The 19766-nt window shown below is 60.8% G+C and carries 19 protein-coding genes; 11 read left to right on the top strand and 8 right to left on the bottom strand.

Annotation, left to right across the window (positions count from 1 at the left end):
• Positions 1–25 precede the first annotated feature (25 nt).
• The 5 genes from QD357_RS10215 to QD357_RS10195 are packed head-to-tail and all read left to right on the top strand — an operon-like array spanning position 26 to position 5288.
• Positions 26–1561 (top strand): sugar ABC transporter ATP-binding protein, encoded by a 1536-nt coding sequence (locus QD357_RS10215; protein WP_183938061.1) that lies wholly within the window; start codon positions 26–28, stop codon positions 1559–1561.
• A gap of 10 nt (positions 1562–1571) precedes the next feature.
• Positions 1572–2576, top strand: a complete 1005-nt coding sequence (locus QD357_RS10210) for an ABC transporter permease (protein ID WP_183938060.1) — start codon at positions 1572–1574, stop codon at positions 2574–2576.
• Entirely contained in the window at positions 2573–3586 is a 1014-nt protein-coding gene (locus tag QD357_RS10205) for an ABC transporter permease (RefSeq protein WP_183938059.1), read from the top strand. Before QD357_RS10210 ends, QD357_RS10205 begins: the two co-directional genes overlap by 4 nt.
• Complete coding sequence (gene rhaM / locus QD357_RS10200) at positions 3583–3909, top strand: L-rhamnose mutarotase (protein ID WP_183938058.1); 327 nt, start codon at positions 3583–3585, stop codon at positions 3907–3909. The genes QD357_RS10205 and rhaM overlap by 4 nt, the downstream gene beginning before the upstream one ends.
• A complete protein-coding gene (locus QD357_RS10195) occupies positions 3906–5288 on the top strand; it encodes an FGGY-family carbohydrate kinase (RefSeq protein WP_183938057.1) in 1383 nt (460 codons plus the stop codon). Before rhaM ends, QD357_RS10195 begins: the two co-directional genes overlap by 4 nt.
• A 27-nt stretch (positions 5289–5315) precedes the next feature.
• Here QD357_RS10195 and QD357_RS10190 read toward each other — a convergent pair whose 3' ends face one another.
• Positions 5316–6242, bottom strand: coding sequence for a LysR family transcriptional regulator (locus tag QD357_RS10190; RefSeq protein ID WP_183938056.1), 927 nt, complete (start codon positions 6240–6242; stop codon positions 5316–5318).
• A gap of 122 nt (positions 6243–6364) precedes the next feature.
• Here QD357_RS10190 and QD357_RS10185 point away from each other — a divergent pair, with 122 nt between their 5' ends.
• The 3 genes from QD357_RS10185 to QD357_RS10175 all read left to right on the top strand — a co-directional run bounded on the left by QD357_RS10185 (position 6365) and on the right by QD357_RS10175 (position 9395).
• Positions 6365–6982, top strand: a complete 618-nt coding sequence (locus tag QD357_RS10185) for a glutathione S-transferase family protein (protein WP_183938297.1) — start codon at positions 6365–6367, stop codon at positions 6980–6982.
• 21 nt (positions 6983–7003) lie between these two features.
• Positions 7004–8020 carry a pyridoxamine 5'-phosphate oxidase family protein gene (locus QD357_RS10180; protein ID WP_414124215.1) on the top strand — a complete coding sequence of 339 codons (1017 nt, stop codon included), beginning with the start codon at positions 7004–7006 and terminating at the stop codon, positions 8018–8020.
• Positions 8021–8288: 268 nt separating this feature from the next.
• Positions 8289–9395, top strand: a complete 1107-nt coding sequence (locus tag QD357_RS10175) for a branched-chain amino acid ABC transporter substrate-binding protein (protein WP_414124214.1) — start codon at positions 8289–8291, stop codon at positions 9393–9395.
• Positions 9396–9481: 86 nt separating this feature from the next.
• On the opposite strand, the gene QD357_RS10170 is transcribed toward QD357_RS10175, so the two are convergent.
• From QD357_RS10170 to QD357_RS10150, 5 genes are all read right to left on the bottom strand, one after another.
• Positions 9482–10306 (bottom strand): sugar phosphate isomerase/epimerase family protein, encoded by an 825-nt coding sequence (locus QD357_RS10170; RefSeq protein ID WP_183938053.1) that lies wholly within the window; start codon positions 10304–10306, stop codon positions 9482–9484.
• A 30-nt stretch (positions 10307–10336) separates the two neighbouring features.
• Positions 10337–11512, bottom strand: a complete 1176-nt coding sequence (locus QD357_RS10165) for a dihydrodipicolinate synthase family protein (protein WP_183938052.1) — start codon at positions 11510–11512, stop codon at positions 10337–10339.
• Between the two features lie 13 nt (positions 11513–11525).
• Positions 11526–12683, bottom strand: coding sequence for a Gfo/Idh/MocA family protein (locus QD357_RS10160; protein ID WP_183938051.1), 1158 nt, complete (start codon positions 12681–12683; stop codon positions 11526–11528).
• A 121-nt stretch (positions 12684–12804) separates the two neighbouring features.
• Entirely contained in the window at positions 12805–13524 is a 720-nt protein-coding gene (locus tag QD357_RS10155) for a TetR/AcrR family transcriptional regulator (protein ID WP_183938050.1), read from the bottom strand.
• Positions 13525–13776: 252 nt separating this feature from the next.
• A complete protein-coding gene (locus tag QD357_RS10150; RefSeq protein WP_414124213.1) occupies positions 13777–14406 on the bottom strand; it encodes a VOC family protein in 630 nt (209 codons plus the stop codon).
• 239 nt (positions 14407–14645) lie between these two features.
• Between QD357_RS10150 and QD357_RS10145 the strand changes: the two genes are divergently transcribed.
• Positions 14646–15851, top strand: coding sequence for a TIGR03862 family flavoprotein (locus QD357_RS10145; protein WP_183938048.1), 1206 nt, complete (start codon positions 14646–14648; stop codon positions 15849–15851).
• Between the two features lie 34 nt (positions 15852–15885).
• On the opposite strand, the gene QD357_RS10140 is transcribed toward QD357_RS10145, so the two are convergent.
• Positions 15886–16839, bottom strand: a complete 954-nt coding sequence (locus QD357_RS10140) for an NAD-dependent epimerase/dehydratase family protein (RefSeq protein WP_414124212.1) — start codon at positions 16837–16839, stop codon at positions 15886–15888.
• A gap of 124 nt (positions 16840–16963) precedes the next feature.
• Complete coding sequence (locus tag QD357_RS10135) at positions 16964–17725, bottom strand: GntR family transcriptional regulator (RefSeq protein ID WP_183938046.1); 762 nt, start codon at positions 17723–17725, stop codon at positions 16964–16966.
• A gap of 181 nt (positions 17726–17906) precedes the next feature.
• Here QD357_RS10135 and QD357_RS10130 point away from each other — a divergent pair, with 181 nt between their 5' ends.
• Both QD357_RS10130 and QD357_RS10125 read left to right on the top strand, forming a co-directional pair.
• Positions 17907–18893: an ABC transporter substrate-binding protein gene (locus QD357_RS10130; RefSeq protein WP_183938045.1), complete on the top strand. Its 987-nt coding sequence runs from the start codon at positions 17907–17909 to the stop codon at positions 18891–18893.
• An 88-nt stretch (positions 18894–18981) separates the two neighbouring features.
• A complete protein-coding gene (locus QD357_RS10125; protein ID WP_183938044.1) occupies positions 18982–19761 on the top strand; it encodes an ABC transporter ATP-binding protein in 780 nt (259 codons plus the stop codon).
• The last annotated feature ends 5 nt before the right edge of the window (positions 19762–19766 follow it).

Here is a 19766-nt window from a genome sequence, read left to right as displayed (position 1 = left end):
GGTTAACTCATCCGGTGCATTGCTGATGACCACAGTCCTTCAACGACCCGCCACGGGCATGCCAAGCTTGGGCAATACCGCCATTCTGGAAATGCGCGGCATTTCGCAGATCTTTCCCGGCGTGAAGGCGCTCGACGGCGTCAGTATCTCGCTTTATCCCGGCAAGGTCACCGCCCTCATTGGTGAAAACGGCGCTGGCAAATCGACCCTCGTCAAGATTCTGACCGGCATCTATCGTCCGAACGAGGGCGAAATTCTCGTCGACGGCAAGCCGACCACGTTCCACAATGCCCAGGCCGCGATTGACGCCGGCGTCACCGCCATTCACCAGGAGACCGTGCTCTTCGACGAGCTGACGGTTGCCGAAAACATCTTTCTCGGCCATGCGCCGCGCACGAAATTCCGCACGATCGACTGGAAGACGATGAACAGCCGCTCAAGGCTGCTGCTGGAATCGCTGGAAAGCACCATCGATCCGTCGATCCGCCTGAAGGACCTCTCCATCGCGCAGCGCCATCTTGTGGCGATTGCCCGCGCGCTCTCGATCGATGCCCGCATCGTCATCATGGATGAGCCGACCGCCGCCTTGTCCCGCAAGGAAATCGATGACCTCTTTCGTATCGTCGAAGGTCTGAAGGCCAAGGGCAAGGCCATCTTGTTCATCAGCCACAAGTTCGACGAACTCTATGAAATCGCCGATAATTTCGTGGTCTTCCGCGATGGGCGCGCCGTTGGACACGGCCGTCTGAAGGAAACGCCGCAGGACGAGATCGTCCGCATGATGGTCGGCCGCGACGTCAAGGATGCCTTCCCGAAAGTGCCGGTCACGATCGGCAACGTCGTGCTCGAGGTCGAAAACTATTGCCACCGCACCGAATTCCGCGACATCTCCTTCAAGCTCCGGCGCGGCGAAATCCTTGGCGTCTATGGCCTGATCGGCGCCGGCCGTTCCGAACTTTGCCAATCGCTGTTCGGTATCACCAGGCCGCTCTCTGGCCGGCTGACGCTGAACGGCCAGGAGGTCCACATTCATTCGCCGCATGACGCGATCCGTGCCGGCATCGTCTATGTGCCGGAGGAGCGCGGTCGCCACGGGCTGGCGCTGCCAATGCCGATCTACCAGAACATGTCGCTGCCTTCACTGGGCCGGACTTCGCGCAAGGGCTTTCTCAAGGCAGCCGACGAATTCGCATTGGCCCGCAAATATGCCGAACGGCTGGATCTGCGCGCTGCCGCCCTTTCCGTGCCTGTCGGCACGCTGTCGGGTGGCAACCAGCAGAAGGTTGTGATCGGCAAATGGCTGGCGACGCAGCCGAAGATCATCATCCTCGACGAGCCGACCAAGGGTATCGATATCGGCTCCAAGGCAGCCGTCCACGGCTTCATCAGCGAGCTGGCTGCAGAGGGCCTCAGCATCATCATGATCTCCTCCGAACTGCCTGAAATTCTTGGCATGTCGGACCGGGTGCTGGTGATGAAGGAAGGACTTTCAGCGGGTCTCTTCGACCGTGAAGGCTTGACGCCGGAAACGCTGGTGCGCGCCGCCACGGGCAATGCATAGGGAGAGCCGGATGCTACGTATCCTCAAAAGACGCGAGACGCTGCTCTTCGTCATCATCGCCGTGATGATCGCCGGCTTCGCAACGCGTGCGGCCGGCTTTGCTGAGCCAGCCAATCTTGCCAATATCTTCAACGATACGTCGATCCTGATCATCCTGGCGCTGGCGCAGATGACGGTGATCTTGACGAAATCGATCGATCTTTCCGTCGCCGCCAATCTCGCCTTCACTGGCATGGCGATCGCCATGCTGAATGCCGCCTATCCCGATCTGCCGCTGATCGTGCTCGTCGTCACGGCTGTCGTCATGGGCGCGGTGCTCGGCGCCATCAACGGTTATCTCGTCTGGGCTCTGGAAATCCCACCAATCGTCGTTACTCTCGGTACGCTGACCATCTATCGCGGCATGGCCTTCGTCTTGTCCGGCGGTGCCTGGGTGAATGCACATCAGTTCACGCCGATCTTCCTCAATGTGCCGCGCACGCCGCTCCTCGGCCTGCCGGTGCTCTCCTGGATTGCCATCGCCATCGTGCTAATGATGTATTTCGTGCTGCGCTATACGCGGTTCGGCCGCTCCACCTATGCCAGCGGCGGCAATCCGGTTGCGGCGGTTTATGCCGGCATCGATGTCGGCTGGACGCGCTTCCTCGCCTTCGTGTTGTCGGGTGCCCTCGCCGGCCTCAGCAGCTATCTCTGGGTATCGCGCTATGCGGTCGCCTATGTCGACATCGCGAATGGTTTTGAACTCGACAGCGTCGCGGCTTGCGTCATCGGCGGCATTTCTATTGCCGGCGGTGTCGGCTCGGTCGCCGGCACCCTGCTCGGCGCGCTGTTTCTCGGCGTTATCAAGAATGCCCTGCCCGTCATCGGTATTTCGCCGTTCACGCAGATGGCGATCTCCGGCACCGTCATCATCCTCGCCGTCGCCTTCAACGCTCGGCGCGAGCGCAACCGCGGCCGCATCATCCTCAGGGATCAGGCGGCGAAGGAAACCTCGGGCAAGGAGGTCACTGCATGAGCACCGTATCCGAAACCGTGCCGGAAAAGCGCAGCATTCCAGACCGTCTCGGCACGCCGTTCAAGCGCGTCATGGCGAGCTGGGAAGTCCTGCTTCTCGCCGTAGCGATTGCCATTTTCATTTTTAATTCACTGGCTTCGCCTTATTTCCTCGACCCATATAACCTCTCGGACGCGACCTTCAATTTCACCGAAAAGGCGATGATCGCCTTTGCGATGGCGCTGCTGGTCATCGCCGGCGAAATCGATCTGTCCGTCGCCGCCATCATCGCGCTCGCCTCGACCGCCATGGGTGCCGCCGCGCAGGTGGGTGTCGATACGGTTGGGCTGGTGGCGATCGGGCTGGGTGTCGGGCTGGTCTGCGGCCTTTTCAACGGCTTCCTCGTCTCGGTGCTGAAACTGCCATCGATCGTCGTGACCATCGGCACGATGAGTCTGTTCCGCGGCATTTCCTATATCGTCCTCGGCGACCAGGCCTATGGCAACTATCCGGATAGTTTCGCCTATTTCGGCCAGGGCTATGTCTTCTGGGTCTTCTCTTTCGAATTCGTGCTCTTCGTCGTGCTGGCGATCGCCTTCGCCGTCCTGCTGCATGCGACGAATTTCGGCCGGCAGGTCTATACGATCGGCAACAATGACTTTGCGGCGCGTTTCTCCGGCATCCCGGTCGAACGGGTCAAATTCATCCTGTTCCTTCTGACAGGCGTCATGAGCGGCATCGCCGCCGTCTGCCTGACCTCGCGTCTCGGATCTACCCGTCCATCCATCGCGCTCGGCTGGGAGCTGGAAGTGGTGACCATGGTGGTGCTCGGCGGCGTGTCGATCCTCGGCGGCTCCGGCACGATCGGCGGCGTCGTCATTGCCGCCTTCGTCATGGGTCTGGTCACGTTCGGTCTTGGCCTTCTCAATGTGCCGGGCATCGTCATGTCGATCTTCATCGGCCTGCTCCTGATCATCACCATCGCGCTGCCGATCGTCGCACGGCGCATCAAAGCCATGAGCTCGAAATGACCGCTCCTCTCGAACGCCACGCCTTCAAGATGACGCTCAATCCCGGTAAGGAGGCCGAATACCGGAAGCGCCATGACGAGATATGGCCGGAACTGGTGGAGCTGCTGCATCAGGCCGGGGTCAGCGACTATTCCATCCATCTCGACCGCGAGACGAACACGCTGTTTGGTGTTCTGACGCGACCGAAGGATCACACGATGGCCAGCCTTCCCGACCATCCCGTCATGAAGAAATGGTGGGCGCATATGGCCGATATCATGGCAACCAATCCCGACAATTCGCCGGTTCAAAGCGATCTCGTCACGGTCTTCCATCTGCCATGACTATAGTGACGACCTATCGCCGCATCGCCGTCCTCGATATTGGCAAGACCAATGCCAAAGTCGTGGTGCTCGACGCACAGAGCGGCGCAGAGATTGCCGCCGTGCGGACGTCCAATACGACGCTGAAGACCGGCCCGTATCCTCACTACGATATCGAGCGGTTATGGGATTTCGCCATCGGCGCGCTGAAGGATTTTGCTGCCGCGCCCGGATTCGACGCCATATCGATTACCACCCATGGCGCCTCTGCGGTTCTTCTTGCTGAAGATGGCAGCCTCGCTTTGCCGGTGCTCGATTACGAGCATCGCTATCCCGAAGCCGTGCAGGAAGCCTATGAACGCCTGCGCCCGCCGTTCAGTGAGACCTTTTCACCGAGACTTTCCGGCGGCCTGAATGTCGGCGCGCAGATCCATTATCAGAAGAGCGTATTTCCCGGCGAATTCGCACGCGTCAGCACGATCCTGACCTATCCGCAATATTGGGCCCTGCGGCTGACCGGCGTTGCCGCCAACGAGGTGACCTCGCTTGGCTGCCACACCGATCTCTGGAACCCGACCACCGGCGCTTATTCCTCGCTGGTCGACACGCTCGGCATTCGTGCCTTGATGGCCCCTATCCACTCTGCCTTCGATGCGCTAGGCCCTCTGTTGCCAGCGATCGTAACGGAGATCAGTCTCGATAATCCCGTTCCCGTCTATTGCGGCATCCATGATTCCAACGCCTCGCTGCTGCCGCATCTGGTGGAGAATGAAGCGCCCTTCGCCGTCGTCTCGACCGGAACCTGGGTGATCAATTTCGCCGTCGGCGGCGACCTCAACCATCTCGACCCGGCGCGCGATGCGCTCGCCAATGTCGACGCCTATGGCCGCGCCGTGCCTTCGTCGCGTTTCATGGGCGGACGGGAGTTCGAAATCCTGGCGAGTGAAATCGGACCCATATCGCAAGAAACGACTGAGGAGACGCTGGCGGCCGTTATCGAAAAGGGCATTATGCTGCTGCCGAACGTGGTCGAAGGCTCAGGCCCCTTCCCCGGCAGGAAGATGCGCTGGATCGGGCAGGCAGACGCGAACCCTGCGGAACGCCTCGCCGCTGCCAGCCTCTATCTGGCACTCATGACGGATGCCTGCCTGGGCTTGATCGGCGCCAAAGGTCCGATTTTCGTCGAAGGCCCGTTCGCGCTCAATCGCGCCTATCTTGCCGCCCTGTCTTCGCTGACGGAATCTAACGTTGTCGCCCTGCCGGGCTCGACCGGAACCAGTCAAGGCGCCGCGCTGCTGACTGGAATTAGGCCGACGGCTGTAGCGGAAAGTCTACCCGTTCGCGTCTCCCTTCCCGCGCTGCAAGATTACCGGCAGGCCTGGCGGACCGCCCTGGAGTGATAGCCATCGCCCAGGCCGATCGCGGGATCAAACGCCTTTCAGGCCCAAGGCCGAACCGGCATGAAGGATCGGGGTTTGCCGCAATCGTTCCACGGCAAAATCGACGAAAGCGCGCGTCTTGGCGGAGACATGTCGGCCCTCGGGATGCATGACGTGAACCGGTAGCGGAGCTTCCTCGTAATCCTCCAAAATGACGCGCAGTTGGCCGTCGGCGACCGGCTCGACGATCTGGTAGGAAAGCGCGCGTACGAGGCCCCAGCCGCTGACCGCCGCCGAAATCGCGGCGGCGACCGTATTGCAGAACAGGCGCGGCTCGAAAACCGCAAGCGGCTTGGAATTCGCGCCGAAACGCCACTCCAGGGGCGTGGATGATCCCGTATTGGCGATGAGCGTATAGTGGGAAAGATCCGTTGGCGTTCGCGGCAGGCCATAGCGATCGAGATAGGCCGGCGCTGCGCAGACGACGCGACGCACAGTGCCAACCTTGATGGCATTGTAGCTGGAATCCGGCAGATGCCCGATGCGTATGGCGACGTCTATTCCCTCCTCCACTAGATTGACATTACGGTCGAACAGCAGCACTCGGCCGGTAACCGCCGGATGCAAGCCCAAAAACTCTGTCATGATCGGCATGACGTGATATTGCCCGAACAGCACCGGCGCGGTAACCGTCAGCATGCCGGATGGCGTTGCATAGGAGCCGCCGGCCGAAGCCTCCGCCTCTTCGATATCGCTGAGAATACGCCGGCAGTCCTCGACATAGTGGCGGCCCTGCGCGGTGAGTTTCACGGAGCGCGTCGAGCGTAAAAAGAGGCGTGCGCCAGTGACTTCCTCAAGGAAGGCCACGGCTCGGGTGACGGCTGGCGGGCTCATATGCAGGGCTCGCGCGGCATCGGCAAAACTGCCGGCATCGGCGACCTTCACCAGCACTTTCATGCATTGCAGTCTGTCCATGGGCACCTAAAAGGCAATTATTCCATATATCGGAATAGTATCTTGCCATCTATCGCACTTCCGTCTTCGGGCGGAAACAATCAATTTATGTCCAGCTCGATTTCTCTCTGGAGACCCTGATGATGAAACTCTATTTCCATCCCCTGTCCGGTCATGCCCATCGCGCCCGACTGTTCATCTCCCTCATCGGCCTCGATGCCGATATCGTCGAGGTTGACCTTGCCAAGAAAGAGCATAAGACCCCCCAGTTCCTGGCGCTCAATCCCTTCGGGCAGGTTCCCGTGCTGGATGATGGCGGCACGGTGATTGCCGATTCCACTGCGATCCTCGTCTATCTCGCCAAGACCTATGCGCCAAAGAGCTGGTTGCCCGAGGATGCGGTCGGCGCCGCAGCCGTACAGCGCTGGCTCTCGGTCACATCTGGCGAAATCGCTTACGGCCCCTGCGCCGCCCGCCTCATCACCGTCTTTGGCGCCAAATTCAACGCCGCGGAAGTCATTGCACGCGCCCATATCATCCTGGCGCGGATCGATGCAGAACTTGTCGGCCGCCAATGGATCGCTGCGGATCGCCCGACCATCGCCGATGTCTCACTCTACGGCTATATCGCCCGCGCCCCAGAGGGCAATGTCGACCGCTTCCAGTACCGCAACGTCACCGCATGGCTTGCCCGCATCGAGGCGCTTCCGGGCTTCCATCCCTTTCAGAAAACGCCGGTCGGACTTGCAGACGTGGCTTGAAGTCCTTCGAAAGGTCGTATCATGTTCATCGCCACTGACATCAAGAAAGTATCTGCCTGGCATGACGGGGAAATTGCGCTGCAGACGAAAGCCGGGGTAGCGGATCGCATGGCCGAGCTCGGCCAGCGCGTATTGCGCGACCACCTGATCGAGCAGCATCGTAACTTCTATCCGCAACTGCCTTTCATCGTCMTCGGCAGCGTCGATGCGGATGGTAATGCCTGGGCAACGCTGCGCGCMAACCGCCCTGGCTTTCTGCTCAGCCCCGATATCCATACGCTCAGAGTCGAACTCGGTCGCGACCCGGCCGATCCCGCTGACGCAGGTATGGAGGACGGCAAAGCCATCGCTTTGCTCGGCATCGAGCTTCACACCCGCCGCCGAAACCGCCTAAACGGCACGATCCGCCGACATTCGGACAAAGTGTTCGACGTTGCCGTCGACCAATCCTTCGGCAACTGTCCGAAATATATCCAATTGCGAGATTTCGAATTTACCCGCGATCCCGCAGCACCAGCGGATCGGCCGACGCAACCTCTTGCTGCGCTGGATGACCGGGCGCAGGCTGTCATCGCTGGTGCCGATACCTTCTTCGTTGCCTCCTATGTGGAGGACCGCGAAGACGGACGCAGACAGGTGGACGTGTCGCATCGTGGCGGCAGACCAGGTTTCGTCCGCGTTGGCGAAGACGGCGTGCTGACCATTCCGGATTTCGCCGGCAATCTGTTCTTCAATACGCTCGGCAACTTCGTCCTCAATCCGAAGACCGGGCTTGTCTTTGCTGATTTCGAGAGCGGCGCGCTACTGCAACTGACCGGCGATGCCGAAGTCATTCTGGAATCGCCAGAGATTGCGTCCTTCGACGGAGCAGAGCGGCTGTGGCGCTTCACGCCGCGCAAGATCATGCGCCGCCCCGGCGCGCTGCCGCTGCGCTGGAAATTCCGCGAGGATGGCTGGTCGCCCCATTTGCTGGCGACCGGACGCTGGGGCGATGTCAGCGGCGGCGTGGGCGAGGCCGGAAGCGATCATAACCCCTGAAATCTGCGGGGCGAGCGACGGGCGCAAATCTCCGAAAAATCGCCAAAATTGTCTCCACGACGGTTATTTTCTTGCGGAATCGCGGTAGTATTTCTACAGAAACTACCCTTATGAGCGCTTTTGAGGTCAAAAATGTCCGAAAGCGATCATCGGCCTCGATGTCACTTCCTGTCTCCATTTCAAGGCGCCTTACGGCAGTTCGCGCTTAACGACAGACCATTGCGGCGGGTTCAAAGGGCGCTGCCGCGCCCATCCAAGGAGAGAAAAAATGAGTCTGAAGACATTGACGGCTGCGACGTTCGTCGCCTCGCTGGCCTTCGCGCCGCTTGCGCATGCGGATATCGTGATCGGGCTGATCGCACCGCTAACCGGCCCCGTGGCCGCTTACGGCGATCAGGTCAAGAACGGCGCCCAGACCGCCATCGATGAGATCAACAAGAGCGGCGGTATTCTCGGTCAGAAAGTAGTCCTGAAGCTTGGCGATGATGCTGGCGATCCGAAGCAGGGCGTATCCGTCGCCAACGATTTCGTCGGCCAGAGCATTCGTTTCGTCGTTGGTCCGGTAACCTCGGGCGTTGCCATCCCGGTATCGGATGCGCTCGCCGAAAACGGCATCCTGATGGTCACGCCGACCGCGACTTCGCCGGATCTCACCAAGCGTGGCCTGACCAATATCCTGCGCACCTGCGGCCGTGACGACCAGCAGGCCGATGTCGCCGCGAAATACGTGCTGAAGAACTTCAAAGACAAGAAGATCGCCATTCTCAACGACAAGGCCGCCTACGGCAAAGGCCTGGCCGATGCTTTCAAGGCGACGCTCAATGCCGGCGGCGTCACTGAAGTGCTGAACGACTCCCTGACTCCTGGTGAAAAGGATTACAGCGCGCTGACGGCGAAGCTCAAGTCGGCCGGCGCCGATGTCGTCTATTTCGGCGGCTATCACCCGGAAGGCGGTCTTCTCGCTCGTCAGTTGCATGACATCTCTGTCAAGGCGCAGCTCATCGGCGGCGACGGCCTGTCGAACACCGAATATTGGGCAATCGGCAATGAAGCCGCCGCAGGCACGATCTTCACCAACGCCTCCGACGCTCTGAAGAACCCGGATTCCCAGACTGCCGCAGCCGCACTGAAGGAGCGCAACATCCCAGCTGAAGCCTTCACGCTGAATGCCTACGCTGCCGTGCAGGTTCTGAAGGCTGGCATTGAGAAGGCTGGCGGCGCCGACGACGCGCAAGCCGTCGCAACCGCACTGAAGAGCGGCGAGCCGATCCAAACCGCCATCGGCAAGGTCACCTACGGCGAAACCGGCGACCTCACCTCGCAGAGCTTCTCGCTCTACAAGTGGGATGCCGGCAAGATCGTCCCGGTCGAATAAGCCGCTTGGTTCACGTCTTCAAACTTCGCCGGGCCATTCGTGGCCCGGCATTTTTATGCCTAGCTTGATTGGCCCCATGATACCTATCAGCAAACAGTGTGGAAGCGCTCGACGCAGGTGGACAGCACCTCGTCACCGGGCCTTTTCCACCAATTCGCTTCTGAAAAGATCTCCACTTCCTGCGGACCGAGAAAGCCGGCCTTCTCGATCGCGGCGCGGATGCGCTTCAGATCGATGATGCCGTCGCCCATCATGCCGCGATCGAGCAGCAGGTCCTTGGTCGGCACCAGCCAATCGCAGATATGGTGGGCGAGGATCTGGCCATTGGCGCCGGCACGGGCGATCTGCTCGTAAAGCTTCGGGTCCCACCAGACATGATAGACATCGACGGCGACGCCGATACCCTCGCCTAGTAGATCGCAGATATCGAGCGCCTGTTCGAGCGTATTCACGCAGGCACGGTCGGCGGCATACATCGGGTGCAGCGGCTCGATCGCCAATGGGATGCCGGCGCTACGCGCATGCGGCAGGATCGCCGCAATGCCATCCGCCACCATTTCGCGAGCGCGAACGATATCCTTGGAACCCTTGGGCAGACCGCCGACGACGAGAACAAGACAATCGGCATTCAGCGCCGCCGCTTCGTCGATCGCCCGTCTGTTGTCATCGATTGCCGCCCTCAAGCCCTCCGGATCCGCCGCCGGGAACATGCCGCCACGGCATAATCCCGTGACCTTCAACCTGTTATCGGCAACGATCCTTGCCGCTTCCGCCAGGCCAATCGCATGCACCTGATCACGCCATGGCGCGATCGCGACGATATCCTGCTTCAAGCAGGCCTCGACCGCCTGGCGCATATCATATTGCTGGCGCACGGTCGCAAGATTGATGGAAAGGCCGGACACAGCCATTCTGATGATCCTCCCAGACCCTGTTTCCGATTAAGCGACGCCGACCGTCGCAAGGATCGTCTTCATCCGCTGCACGGCAAGATCGGGGTCTCTGAGCACACGCGCCGTATCGGCCAGACGGAACAGCTCCGACAGATGCACGATGGATCGCGTGCTTTGCTGGCCGCCGAGCATCTGGAAGTGGTCCTGGAAGCCGTTGAGATAGGCGAGGAAAACCACGCCGGTCTTATAGAAGCGTGTCGGCGCCTTGAAGATGTGGCGCGAGAGCGGAACGGTCGGCGCCATCATCTGGTGGAAGGCGTCGAGATCGTTTTCGGCAAGCTTCGCGAGAGCCGCGCTCGCCGCCGGCGCAATCGCGTCGAAAATGCCGAGCAGCGCATGCGAATAGCCCTGGCTATCCCCGGCGATCAGTTCGGCATAGTTGAAATCGTCGCCGGTATACATCTTCACCACTGGATCGAGGCGGCGGCGCATGACGATCTCTTTTTCCGCCGACAGCAGCGAGATCTTGACGCCGTCGACCTTCGCGGCGTTGTCGTTGATGATCGCAACCGCCGTCTCCATCGCGCGCATGTCGTCCGACGAGCCCCAATAGCCAGCCAGCGCCGGATCGAACATCGAGCCGAGCCAGTGGATGATCACCGGTTGCCGGACTTGCCCGAGGATGCGGTTATAGACGCGAATATAGTCGTCCGGGCCTTTGGCGGCGGCGGCAAGTGCGCGGCTTGCCATCAAAATGATGCGCCCGCCCTGGCTTTCCACGAAAGCAACCTGCTCCTCATAGGCGCGGATGACATCATCAATGGTGACGTCGGGACCGGGTGCCAGTTGATCGGTGCCGGCACCGTAGGCGATCAGCGAGTCCGAGCGATTGCGGGCGGCCGATTGTGCATGCGTGATCAGCTCCTTGGCGCCGGTCCAGTCGAGGCCCATGCCGCGCTGCGCCGTGTCCATGGCTTCCGCGACGCCAAAGCCGAGATCCCAGAGATATTCGCGGAAAGCGATCGTCCGCTCCCAATCGATGTTGCGGTCGAGCCATGGATCGTTGTCGGCCAGGGGATCGACGACGACATGCGCCGCGGCATAGGCGACGCGATTGAAGCGATGGCCACCTGCCGGGCGCTCCGGAGGGCTAAGCGGCGAATTGACGACCGTGAATTCGGTAAGCTTGCCATCGGCGCCGGGCAAACGAAGGGTCTTTGTCATGATCCTATATCTCCTAGCGAGCGGAAAGCGAGGGAACGTCGACCCAGCGGCGCTCCGCCCAGCTCTTTTGGGCGAGTTCGGCGAGTTGAACGCCCTTGGCGCCCTCGCGCAAGGTGAATTTCCACGGCGTATCGTCAACGACGTGGCGCAGGAAATCTTCCCACTGCGCCTTGAAACCATTGTCGAAGGCCTGCGTGTCCGGCACCTCATCCCAGGTCTCGAAGAAGTTGATCGGCTGCGGCTGGTCCGGATTCCAGACCGGCTTCGGCGTATTGACGCGATGTTGCGTCCAGCAGCGCATCAGCCCGCAGACCGCAGACCCATGCGTTCCGTCCACCTGGAAGGTGACGAGATCGTCGCGGCGGACGCGCACGGCCCAGGAGGAATTGATCTGCGCGACCACGCCGCCGTCGAGTTCGAACGTGGCATAGGCCGCATCGTCAGCGTCAGCGACATAGGTCTTGCCGTTCTCATCGACGCGGCTCGGAATATGCGTCGCGCCGTAGCAGCTCACGGCTTTGACCTCGCCGAAGAGATTGTCGAGCACATAGCGCCAGTGCGGCAGCATATCGAGGATCATCCCGCCACCCTCGGCCTTGCGGTAGTTCCAGGAGGGACGCTGTGCCTTTACACCCCAATCGCCTTCGAAGACCCAATAGCCGAACTCGCCGCGAACGGAGAGGATCTTGCCGAAAAAGCCGCTGTCGCGGAGCATGGCGATCTTGCGCAGACCCGGCAGATAAAGCTTGTCTTGAACGACGCCATTCTTGACGCCGCGGCGCTCCGCCGAGTCTGCGACCGAAAGCGCTTCGTCCAGCGTCTCGGAAATCGGCTTTTCGCAATAGACGTGCTTGCCGGCCGCAATGGCCCTCTCCAGCAGCGAGACGCGCATCTGCGTCGAGCCGGCGTCGAAGAAGATCGTGTTGTGGGGATCGGCGAGGGCGCTGTCGAGATCGGTGGTCGTTTTCGTAAGACCGTGCTTGCGGGCGACGTCCGCGATCTTTTCGGCGTTGCGGCCGACCAGGATCGGGTCCGGCATCAACCTGTCGCCATTGGCAAGCAGCACGCCCCCCTGCTCGCGGATCGCCAGAATCGATCGCACGAGATGCTGATTGTAGCCCATACGGCCAGTGATGCCGTGCATGATGATGCCGATCGGCTTCGTCACCATATCCCACTCCTCCCGTAAATAACTATATAGTTACATGACTGACACGACGAAGCGACACTGTCAACGGCCATCATCGACAGCCGCAGCGGCAATTGCGCGGATTCGGCGGAGTTGCKAGGTACTAAGGACGGAGGTAGGCGAAGATCACGTCGACGATATGCTCGCCCCAGGCATCGATCTCCGACTTGTCGGAGAGGTTCCGCCGGAAGATCGTCGACAGCGTCCATCGGTTTGTCAGGAAAAAGGAACCGAGGGCCGCGATGCTCATATAGATCTTGACCGGATCGCAGCCGGGGCGGAAATCACCGGCCGCAGCGCCACGATCGAGCAAACCGGAAATCTCTGAAACCAGGGGCGAGTGCAGCTCGAAAATCCGCGCCGATCGCTTCAGAAAACGGGCCTTATGCAGGTTTTCCGTGTTGAGAATGCCGAGAAACTCAGGGTGATCCAGAAAATATTTCCATGTAAAAACAACAAGCTCCCGCATCCCTTCGCTAGAGCTGCGGTGCGAGAGATCAAGCCTTGCCTCCGCTGAGCGGATGGCAACGTAACTGCCTTCCAGAACAGCGACATAGAGCGCGTCCTTGCCACCGAAATAGTGATAGAGCATGCGCTTATTGATCTTGGCGCGCTCGGCTATGGCGTCGACGCGGGCTCCGCCATAACCGCGCTCGGCAAATTCCTTAGTCGCCGCAGCCAGAATCGCCTTGCTCGTGCGTTCCGCATCCCTGAGGCGCGGTCGCTCAGTGGGTGAACCCGATGCCGGCTGACCGGTGGGCTCGACCACAGTTTCAGCCTCCGGGCTCTTTGATCGGCCCTTTGTGATTTTGGCTTCGCTCATCGCCGCCCCCGATTGCATCTGGCAAGGCCTGTGCGGCCTCTTAACCGCCGACAATTACTCGATCATGGCACAAGTTGACAGTCCTTCGAAAATCGAAGGCGATAGTAACTATATGGTTATATAAAACCACGACAATGGCAATACGAGTTTAACGCGCAAGCTTGAAGCGCCGCGACGGTCACCGATCATGCTTTCGTGGAACATGGGCGAGCGGAGCGGCGGATTTTCGGCAGCTCCGCTCGCAGCCCGCACTTACATCGGTAGTGCCTCGCCGGCTTGTTCCCGGACCATGTACTCGGCGTACCAGTCCGGCCAATTCTCATCGCGTTGGCCCCCGGTTCGCCTCTCGTGTTCGCCATGCGCCTCCGCCGCCCGTCGGAGCGCAGCCGCAAGCTCCGTTGGCGAGGTGAATGACGTGACATTCGTGTCCACACGGCCGGGCAATCGCGCGGTCACCTCCTGCAGCAGCCAGGTGTTGCCGTCCGGATCGTTGAATGCGGCGAGCGAAGCGTAGCTGCGGCGCTCGGGATCCGTCCCGCTCACACGGCCCGGCCCTTCGCCGCGATGGAATATCTMGCTGACCTCGACGCCGTGTCTGGCGAGCTCGGCATGGGCCATTTCGATATCGGATACGACGAGAAAAAGGGCCGGTTTCTCTCCCAAATGGATCGAACATGGCGAGCCGGGAGGCGTGAATTGGACGGCGCGAGATCCATCCTTTCGAACAAAGTCTGCATCCAGCCGCCAGCCGAGGTCTCCATAAAAACGTTTGGCACGCTCGACGTCCGCGACGGGAAGGACGGCGACCTCAAGCTTCAGCGCGACCGTCGGTGTTGTCGAGGCCTCCCTCGCCGTTGTGCTTTGTGCCTGAATGTTGCTCATGCTGGGCTCCCTAGTTTAGAGGTTTAAGACGAGGTCGGGGATTATGAAACTGCACGAGTAGCGATGACTTAGAACAATCGTTCGGCTGATAGATAGCCAATCAGTGATCTAGGCGGCATGGCGGCCTTGGCTAGAGAGGCAGCCACTCCATAGTTGATGATCGGACACGCGTCAGACACCTTGCTTTCAACGCCGGCTCGGCTCAAGAGAACGAAAACAATTCAACACCGGGCAGCTTCATGACAGGAAAGCAAATCGCGATCATCGGTGGCGGCCCAACGGGCCTGATGGCGGCCGAAGTGCTATCGCTCTCCGGCCATCAGGTCACCGTCTACGACAGCATGCCGACGGTCGCGCGCAAATTTCTGCTGGCAGGGAAATCCGGCCTCAACATCACGCATTCGGAAGAATACACCCGCTTCGCCGGTCGCTTTGGCCAAAGCTCCAATCGGCTGCGTTCGGCGCTCGACGCTTTCACCCCTGACGATATCAGGACGTGGGCCTCTGGGCTTGGCACGGAGACATTCACCGGCTCCTCGGGCCGCGTCTTTCCAAAGGTCATGAAGGCCTCGCCGCTGTTGCGCGCTTGGCTCGGCAGGCTGGAGGCGCAAGGCGTAAAAGTTCTGACACGGCATCGTTGGTCCGGTTTTGCCGAAGGCGGCTTTGCCTTCGAGACGCCGGAGGGACGGACGATCGTTCAATGCGACGCCGCCCTGCTCGCGCTCGGCGGTGCGAGTTACCCCCGGCTTGGCTCGGACGCAGCCTGGACTACCCGGCTTCGCGATAAGGGCGTCGATATCGGCGACTTCGAGCCCGCCAATTGCGGCTTCGACGTTGCCTGGCGCGCGGTTTTTAGAGAGCGCTTCGCCGGCGAGCCGCTGAAGGCGGTGACGGCGACGTCCGATGCCGGCACCTTTCCCGGCGAATTCGTCATCTCCCGGCACGGTATCGAAGGCAGCCTCGTCTATGCCCATGCCGCCAGCCTGCGCGACCGGCTTGCGAGCAACGGCAAAGCCGCGCTCACAGTCGACCTCGCTCCCGGCAGGACAGTAGAACGGCTATCGCGCGATCTGGCGCGGCAAGATGTCAAAGCCAGCTTTTCCAATCGCCTGCGCAAAGGCGCGGGGATCGATGGCGTCAAGACGGCGCTACTGCGAGAACTCGCGTCGCCTGCCAATCTGGCAGACCCGGAGCAACTATCGCGGCTGATCAAGGCCTTGCCAATCCCGCTCCTGAGACCTCGGCCGATCACGGAGGCCATCTCGTCGGCCGGCGGCATTCGCTGGAGCGGCATCGACAATGGATATATGCTAAGAGCCCTCCCCGGCGTGTTCGTCGCCGGAGAAATGATCGATTGGGAGGCGCCAACCGGCGGTTATCTTCTCTCCGCCTGCTTCGCCACCGGACGCGCGGCAGCGAGAGGAATGGAGGCTTGGCTGCAGTGATGAGGATTTCGGCCTCTGTTGAAGTGAAGGCCGGTCACCCAATCCGCCCGTTCGCCATCAGCCAGGTCACCGACTCCTGCACAGCCTGCAGCGAAGTGTAGCGCGGTGCATAGCCGAGAAGCCGTTCGGCCTTGGCGATCGAGCAATTCGGGCTGCGGGCGATATGCTCCCATGTCGCCTCCGCATCCTCCGGCGTCTGGCTTTCGGCCCATTTGTCATAGGGAAGAAATTCCAGTTTCGGCTCATGGCCGAACCAGCGCGACATTGCCTCGGCATAGCCTCTGAGCGTCAGTGCGCCGCTCGATACGGCATGGAAACTCTCGCCGGTCGAGGCACGCCAATTGGCAATTGCGCCCATGAACATCTGGGCGACATCGTCCGCATGCACATGATGGACCGTTTCCAGGCCGAAATTCGGCAGTACGAGCGTTTCACCCCGCGCCAACGTCGAAAACGCAGCGAGGTTGAAATGGCCGGCCGGATTGAGCGGCGCCCAACCGGGGCCGACGATATGGCCGGGGTGGATCAATGTCGCAGGGAAACCTTTTGTGCGCGCTTCTCCGAGCAGATAGCTTTCAATAGCGGCTTTCTGCGTTCCGTATTCGCMGAACGGACGCTTCGGCGCCGCCTCCAGCGTCGGCACGACGGTCGGAAAGCCATGCGTCCAGATCGTGCCCGTATGCAGGAAGTGGCCGACATGGCCGGAGAGAGCCTCAGTCAGATGTCTGGCGCTTTCCAGGGTGAAACAGATCATGTCGATGACGATATCGACTTTCAGCGCCCGGATCGCCGGCCCGAAACCGCCGTCCTTTTCCATCGCCGCGCGATCCATCGTCAATTGCTCGACGGCATCCCATGTCCGGTTCGGCGAATAGGGTTTTGCCTGGCCGCGGCTCACCGTCACCACCTCATGCCCGGCCTCCACCAGCCGCGGCACGAGATACGTGCCGACATGGCCGGTTGCTCCTATKACCAATACGCGCGTCATGATGTCCTCCCAAGGATATTTTCAAAATCGGGTGATGTCGGAATCTGGAACGAAGAGAATGATCCCCCAAAGAATAGGCGCATACGTCGCCTTGTCATCCCTACGGGAAGGAACTTTCTCGCTGCTAGGCGCCGCTGCGCAGCCTTAACGGTTCAAGCTCGCCGTCCTCATCCTCGGACTTGATATAGACCTGCAGCGTATAGCCTATGTGCTCGGTCATCAGCGCTCTGGCACGCTCGATATCGCGGTCGAGGGCCGCTTCCATCAGCTCCGTGTGATGCTCGATCGCCATCGCGTCGCGCAAGGCGGCGACCGCCGTCTCGTAGCCGATGGTCAGGCCGGCGGCGGCGCGCTGCGTTGGCGCCAGACCGAGAAAGCGGTGATGACGGCGGAGCTGGTCGGAAATCGTGCTCTGAAAGCGCAGGAGCCAGCTCGATGTCGCAGCACTCAAGAGAGCGGCATGAAACGCCGCATGCTTTTCATCCCATTCGTCCGCCATCTCCTCGGAGGCGGCATCGGGTACGATCTTGCAGCGGGAGAGGCGGTAATGCGCGGTKACCACAGCGGATTCCCAGACCGGTCCGCCTTTCTCGATCGATTCCAGCAGCAGCGGCAGCTCGACAACCATCCGCGCCCGCATCAGGTCTTCCAACTCCGTGCGGGAAACCGGCGCGACGGCAAAGCCGCGATTGCTGATGGCCGTTACCAGCTTTTCGGCCTCCAGCCGCGACAAGGCTTCGCGCAGCGGAGTCCAGCCGACCCCATAGGCATCCCGCAAGGCGCTGAGCTTCAACGCGGCACCCGGCCGGAGCTTCGTGTTGAGAATATCCCGCCGCAGCAGCCAATAGGCCGCTTCCGTCTTCGTAAGGGGTTCCTTGTCCTGCATCGCGTCGTTCCCGGTCTCCGCGGTAGGATTATATATAAATCGCGCTCTACGCCAAATTATATATCAAACGCGTTGATGGGGCATATCATATATCGCAAATTGACAGGGACACCGTAGCCGCTATGATCCCTGGTAACAAAGCTGAGAGAGCTAGGCTCTCTATAAAATCCGGGAGGAAATCATGAGGAAGTCCACATCCAGATGGTTGTCGGGGCTGGTTGTCGCCGGCGCGTTCATGGCGAGCGTCGTCACGGCAAGCGCCGAGCCGATCAAGATCGCGATCGCCAATTTCGGCGAACATCCGCAGCTCAATGCTTCGATCGCCGGCTTCAAGAAGGCGCTGGCCGACAATGGCTTCGTCGAAGGCAAGGATGTGGTCTATACCGAGAGCAACACCAGCTTCGATGCGTCGCTGGTGCCGCAGATGATCGCCAAGCTGCAGTCGGACCATCCGAAACTGATGTACACCATCACGACGCCGGTCTCGCAAATCGCCAAGAAGGCGCTCGCCGGCTCCGGCATTCCGATCGTATTCTCGGCCGTGACCGATCCGGTCGCCGCCAAGCTCGTGCCTTCCTGGGACGCCGGCGATGAGGGCATCACCGGTGCAAGCGACCTGCAGGACATCGCTGCCATCTTGACCTTCACCAAGAAGCTGCTGCCGAATGCCAAGCGCATCGGCGTGCCCTACAATCCGGGCGAGGCCAACGACGCCGCCCTGATCGAAAAGGTCAAGCAGGCTGCTCCGGCCGCCGGATTCGAAGTGGTCCCCGTCGGCGTCGACAACGTCAACGATATCCAACAGCGCATCGCATCGCTCGCCGGCAAGGCCGACGTGATCTACACGCCCGCTTCGAACCTGTTGCAGCCGGCAATCACCGCCGTTGCCGCGGCCGCTCGTCAAGCTCAGATCCCGATCGTCAATTCCGACGATGCAGCCGTTCGCAGCGGCGTCGTCCCGGCAAGCTTCGCGGTCAACTATGAGCAGGTCGGTGAAAACGCAGGCAGGATCGCGGCAAAGATCCTCAAGGGTGGCGATCCCAAGACCATCGCGCCGTCGCGTCCTGCCTATGAGGACCATGCTCCGTTGATCAACAAGACGGTCCTGAAGGCTTTCGGGGCCGACGTTCCGGCCTCGCTTGCCGATTGCAATTGCTTCACGAAGTAATAGGCGGCATCTTCGAAGGATCAATCTGATCCATGGCGGCGTTCAAAGCGCCGCCATTTCATAACCCTACAGTACAGGGGAGGCACGGATGCTGGACATCAAATCCGCGCGCAAGGTTTTCTATAGAGGCCAGCCCGACGAAAAGATCGCGCTCAACGGCCTGACACTCTCCCTCAACAGCGGCGAATTCGGCGTCGTCATCGGTTCGAACGGCGCTGGCAAGAGCAGCATGCTGAATGCGATTTCCGGTGCTCTCAGCCTCGATTCCGGTCAGATCCTCATCAATGGCAATGACGTTACGAACATGCCGGTCCACAAACGCGCCGCGCGCCTCGCCCGCGTGTTCCAGGATCCGATGAAGGGCACCGCCGCCAGCATGACCGTCGGCGAAAACATGCTCCTGGCGGAGCTGCGCGGCAAGAGCCGTGGATTTCGCCCCGGCCTGAATGCCGCACGTCTCGCCGCCTATAAGGAACGCCTCGCCGTTCTCGGGCTCGGCCTCGAAAACCGGCTGGATACCAAGGTGGAGCTTCTTTCGGGCGGCCAGCGTCAATCGCTATCCCTTATCATGGCGGTCGGCGGTTCGCCCGACGTGCTGCTGCTCGATGAGCATACCGCCGCCCTCGATCCGCGCACGGCCGACATCGTGATGCAGGCGACGGTGCGGACCGTCGAGGCGCTGAAGCTGACGACCCTGATGGTCACGCATAACATGCAGCACGCCGTCGATTTCGGTGACAGCATCATCATGCTTGATGCCGGCCGCGTGCATCTTGAAATTACCGGCGACGGAAAGCGGCGCATCACAGTGCCCGAACTGATCGGCCACTTCGCCGTCAAGACCGACCGCATGCTGCTGGTGAGCTGACATCA

Origin of the sequence: Rhizobium sp. BR 317 (assembly GCF_047445835.1) — a bacterium.
Taxonomy (GTDB): Bacteria; Pseudomonadota; Alphaproteobacteria; order Rhizobiales; family Rhizobiaceae; genus Rhizobium; species Rhizobium paranaense.
The sequence above is the reverse complement of the archived record's forward strand: the minus strand, read 5'-3'. Positions and strand labels throughout refer to the sequence as shown.

Bases quoted from the DNA above. Each gene is read 5' to 3' on its own strand.
- QD357_RS10125 (WP_183938044.1), top strand. From the start codon at position 18,982: ATGCTGGACATCAAATCCGCGCGCAAGGTTTTCTATAGAGGCCAGCCC.
- QD357_RS10130 (WP_183938045.1), top strand. From the start codon at position 17,907: ATGAGGAAGTCCACATCCAGATGGTTGTCGGGGCTGGTTGTCGCCGGC.
- QD357_RS10155 (WP_183938050.1), bottom strand. From the start codon at position 13,524: ATGAGCGAAGCCAAAATCACAAAGGGCCGATCAAAGAGCCCGGAGGCT.
- QD357_RS10175 (WP_414124214.1), top strand. From the start codon at position 8,289: ATGAGTCTGAAGACATTGACGGCTGCGACGTTCGTCGCCTCGCTGGCC.
- QD357_RS10170 (WP_183938053.1), bottom strand. From the start codon at position 10,306: ATGGCTGTGTCCGGCCTTTCCATCAATCTTGCGACCGTGCGCCAGCAA.
- QD357_RS10190 (WP_183938056.1), bottom strand. From the start codon at position 6,242: ATGGACAGACTGCAATGCATGAAAGTGCTGGTGAAGGTCGCCGATGCC.
- QD357_RS10215 (WP_183938061.1), top strand. From the start codon at position 26: ATGACCACAGTCCTTCAACGACCCGCCACGGGCATGCCAAGCTTGGGC.
- QD357_RS10165 (WP_183938052.1), bottom strand. From the start codon at position 11,512: ATGACAAAGACCCTTCGTTTGCCCGGCGCCGATGGCAAGCTTACCGAA.
- QD357_RS10205 (WP_183938059.1), top strand. From the start codon at position 2,573: ATGAGCACCGTATCCGAAACCGTGCCGGAAAAGCGCAGCATTCCAGAC.
- QD357_RS10145 (WP_183938048.1), top strand. From the start codon at position 14,646: ATGACAGGAAAGCAAATCGCGATCATCGGTGGCGGCCCAACGGGCCTG.
- QD357_RS10195 (WP_183938057.1), top strand. From the start codon at position 3,906: ATGACTATAGTGACGACCTATCGCCGCATCGCCGTCCTCGATATTGGC.
- rhaM (WP_183938058.1), top strand. From the start codon at position 3,583: ATGACCGCTCCTCTCGAACGCCACGCCTTCAAGATGACGCTCAATCCC.
- QD357_RS10160 (WP_183938051.1), bottom strand. From the start codon at position 12,683: ATGGTGACGAAGCCGATCGGCATCATCATGCACGGCATCACTGGCCGT.
- QD357_RS10185 (WP_183938297.1), top strand. From the start codon at position 6,365: ATGAAACTCTATTTCCATCCCCTGTCCGGTCATGCCCATCGCGCCCGA.
- QD357_RS10210 (WP_183938060.1), top strand. From the start codon at position 1,572: ATGCTACGTATCCTCAAAAGACGCGAGACGCTGCTCTTCGTCATCATC.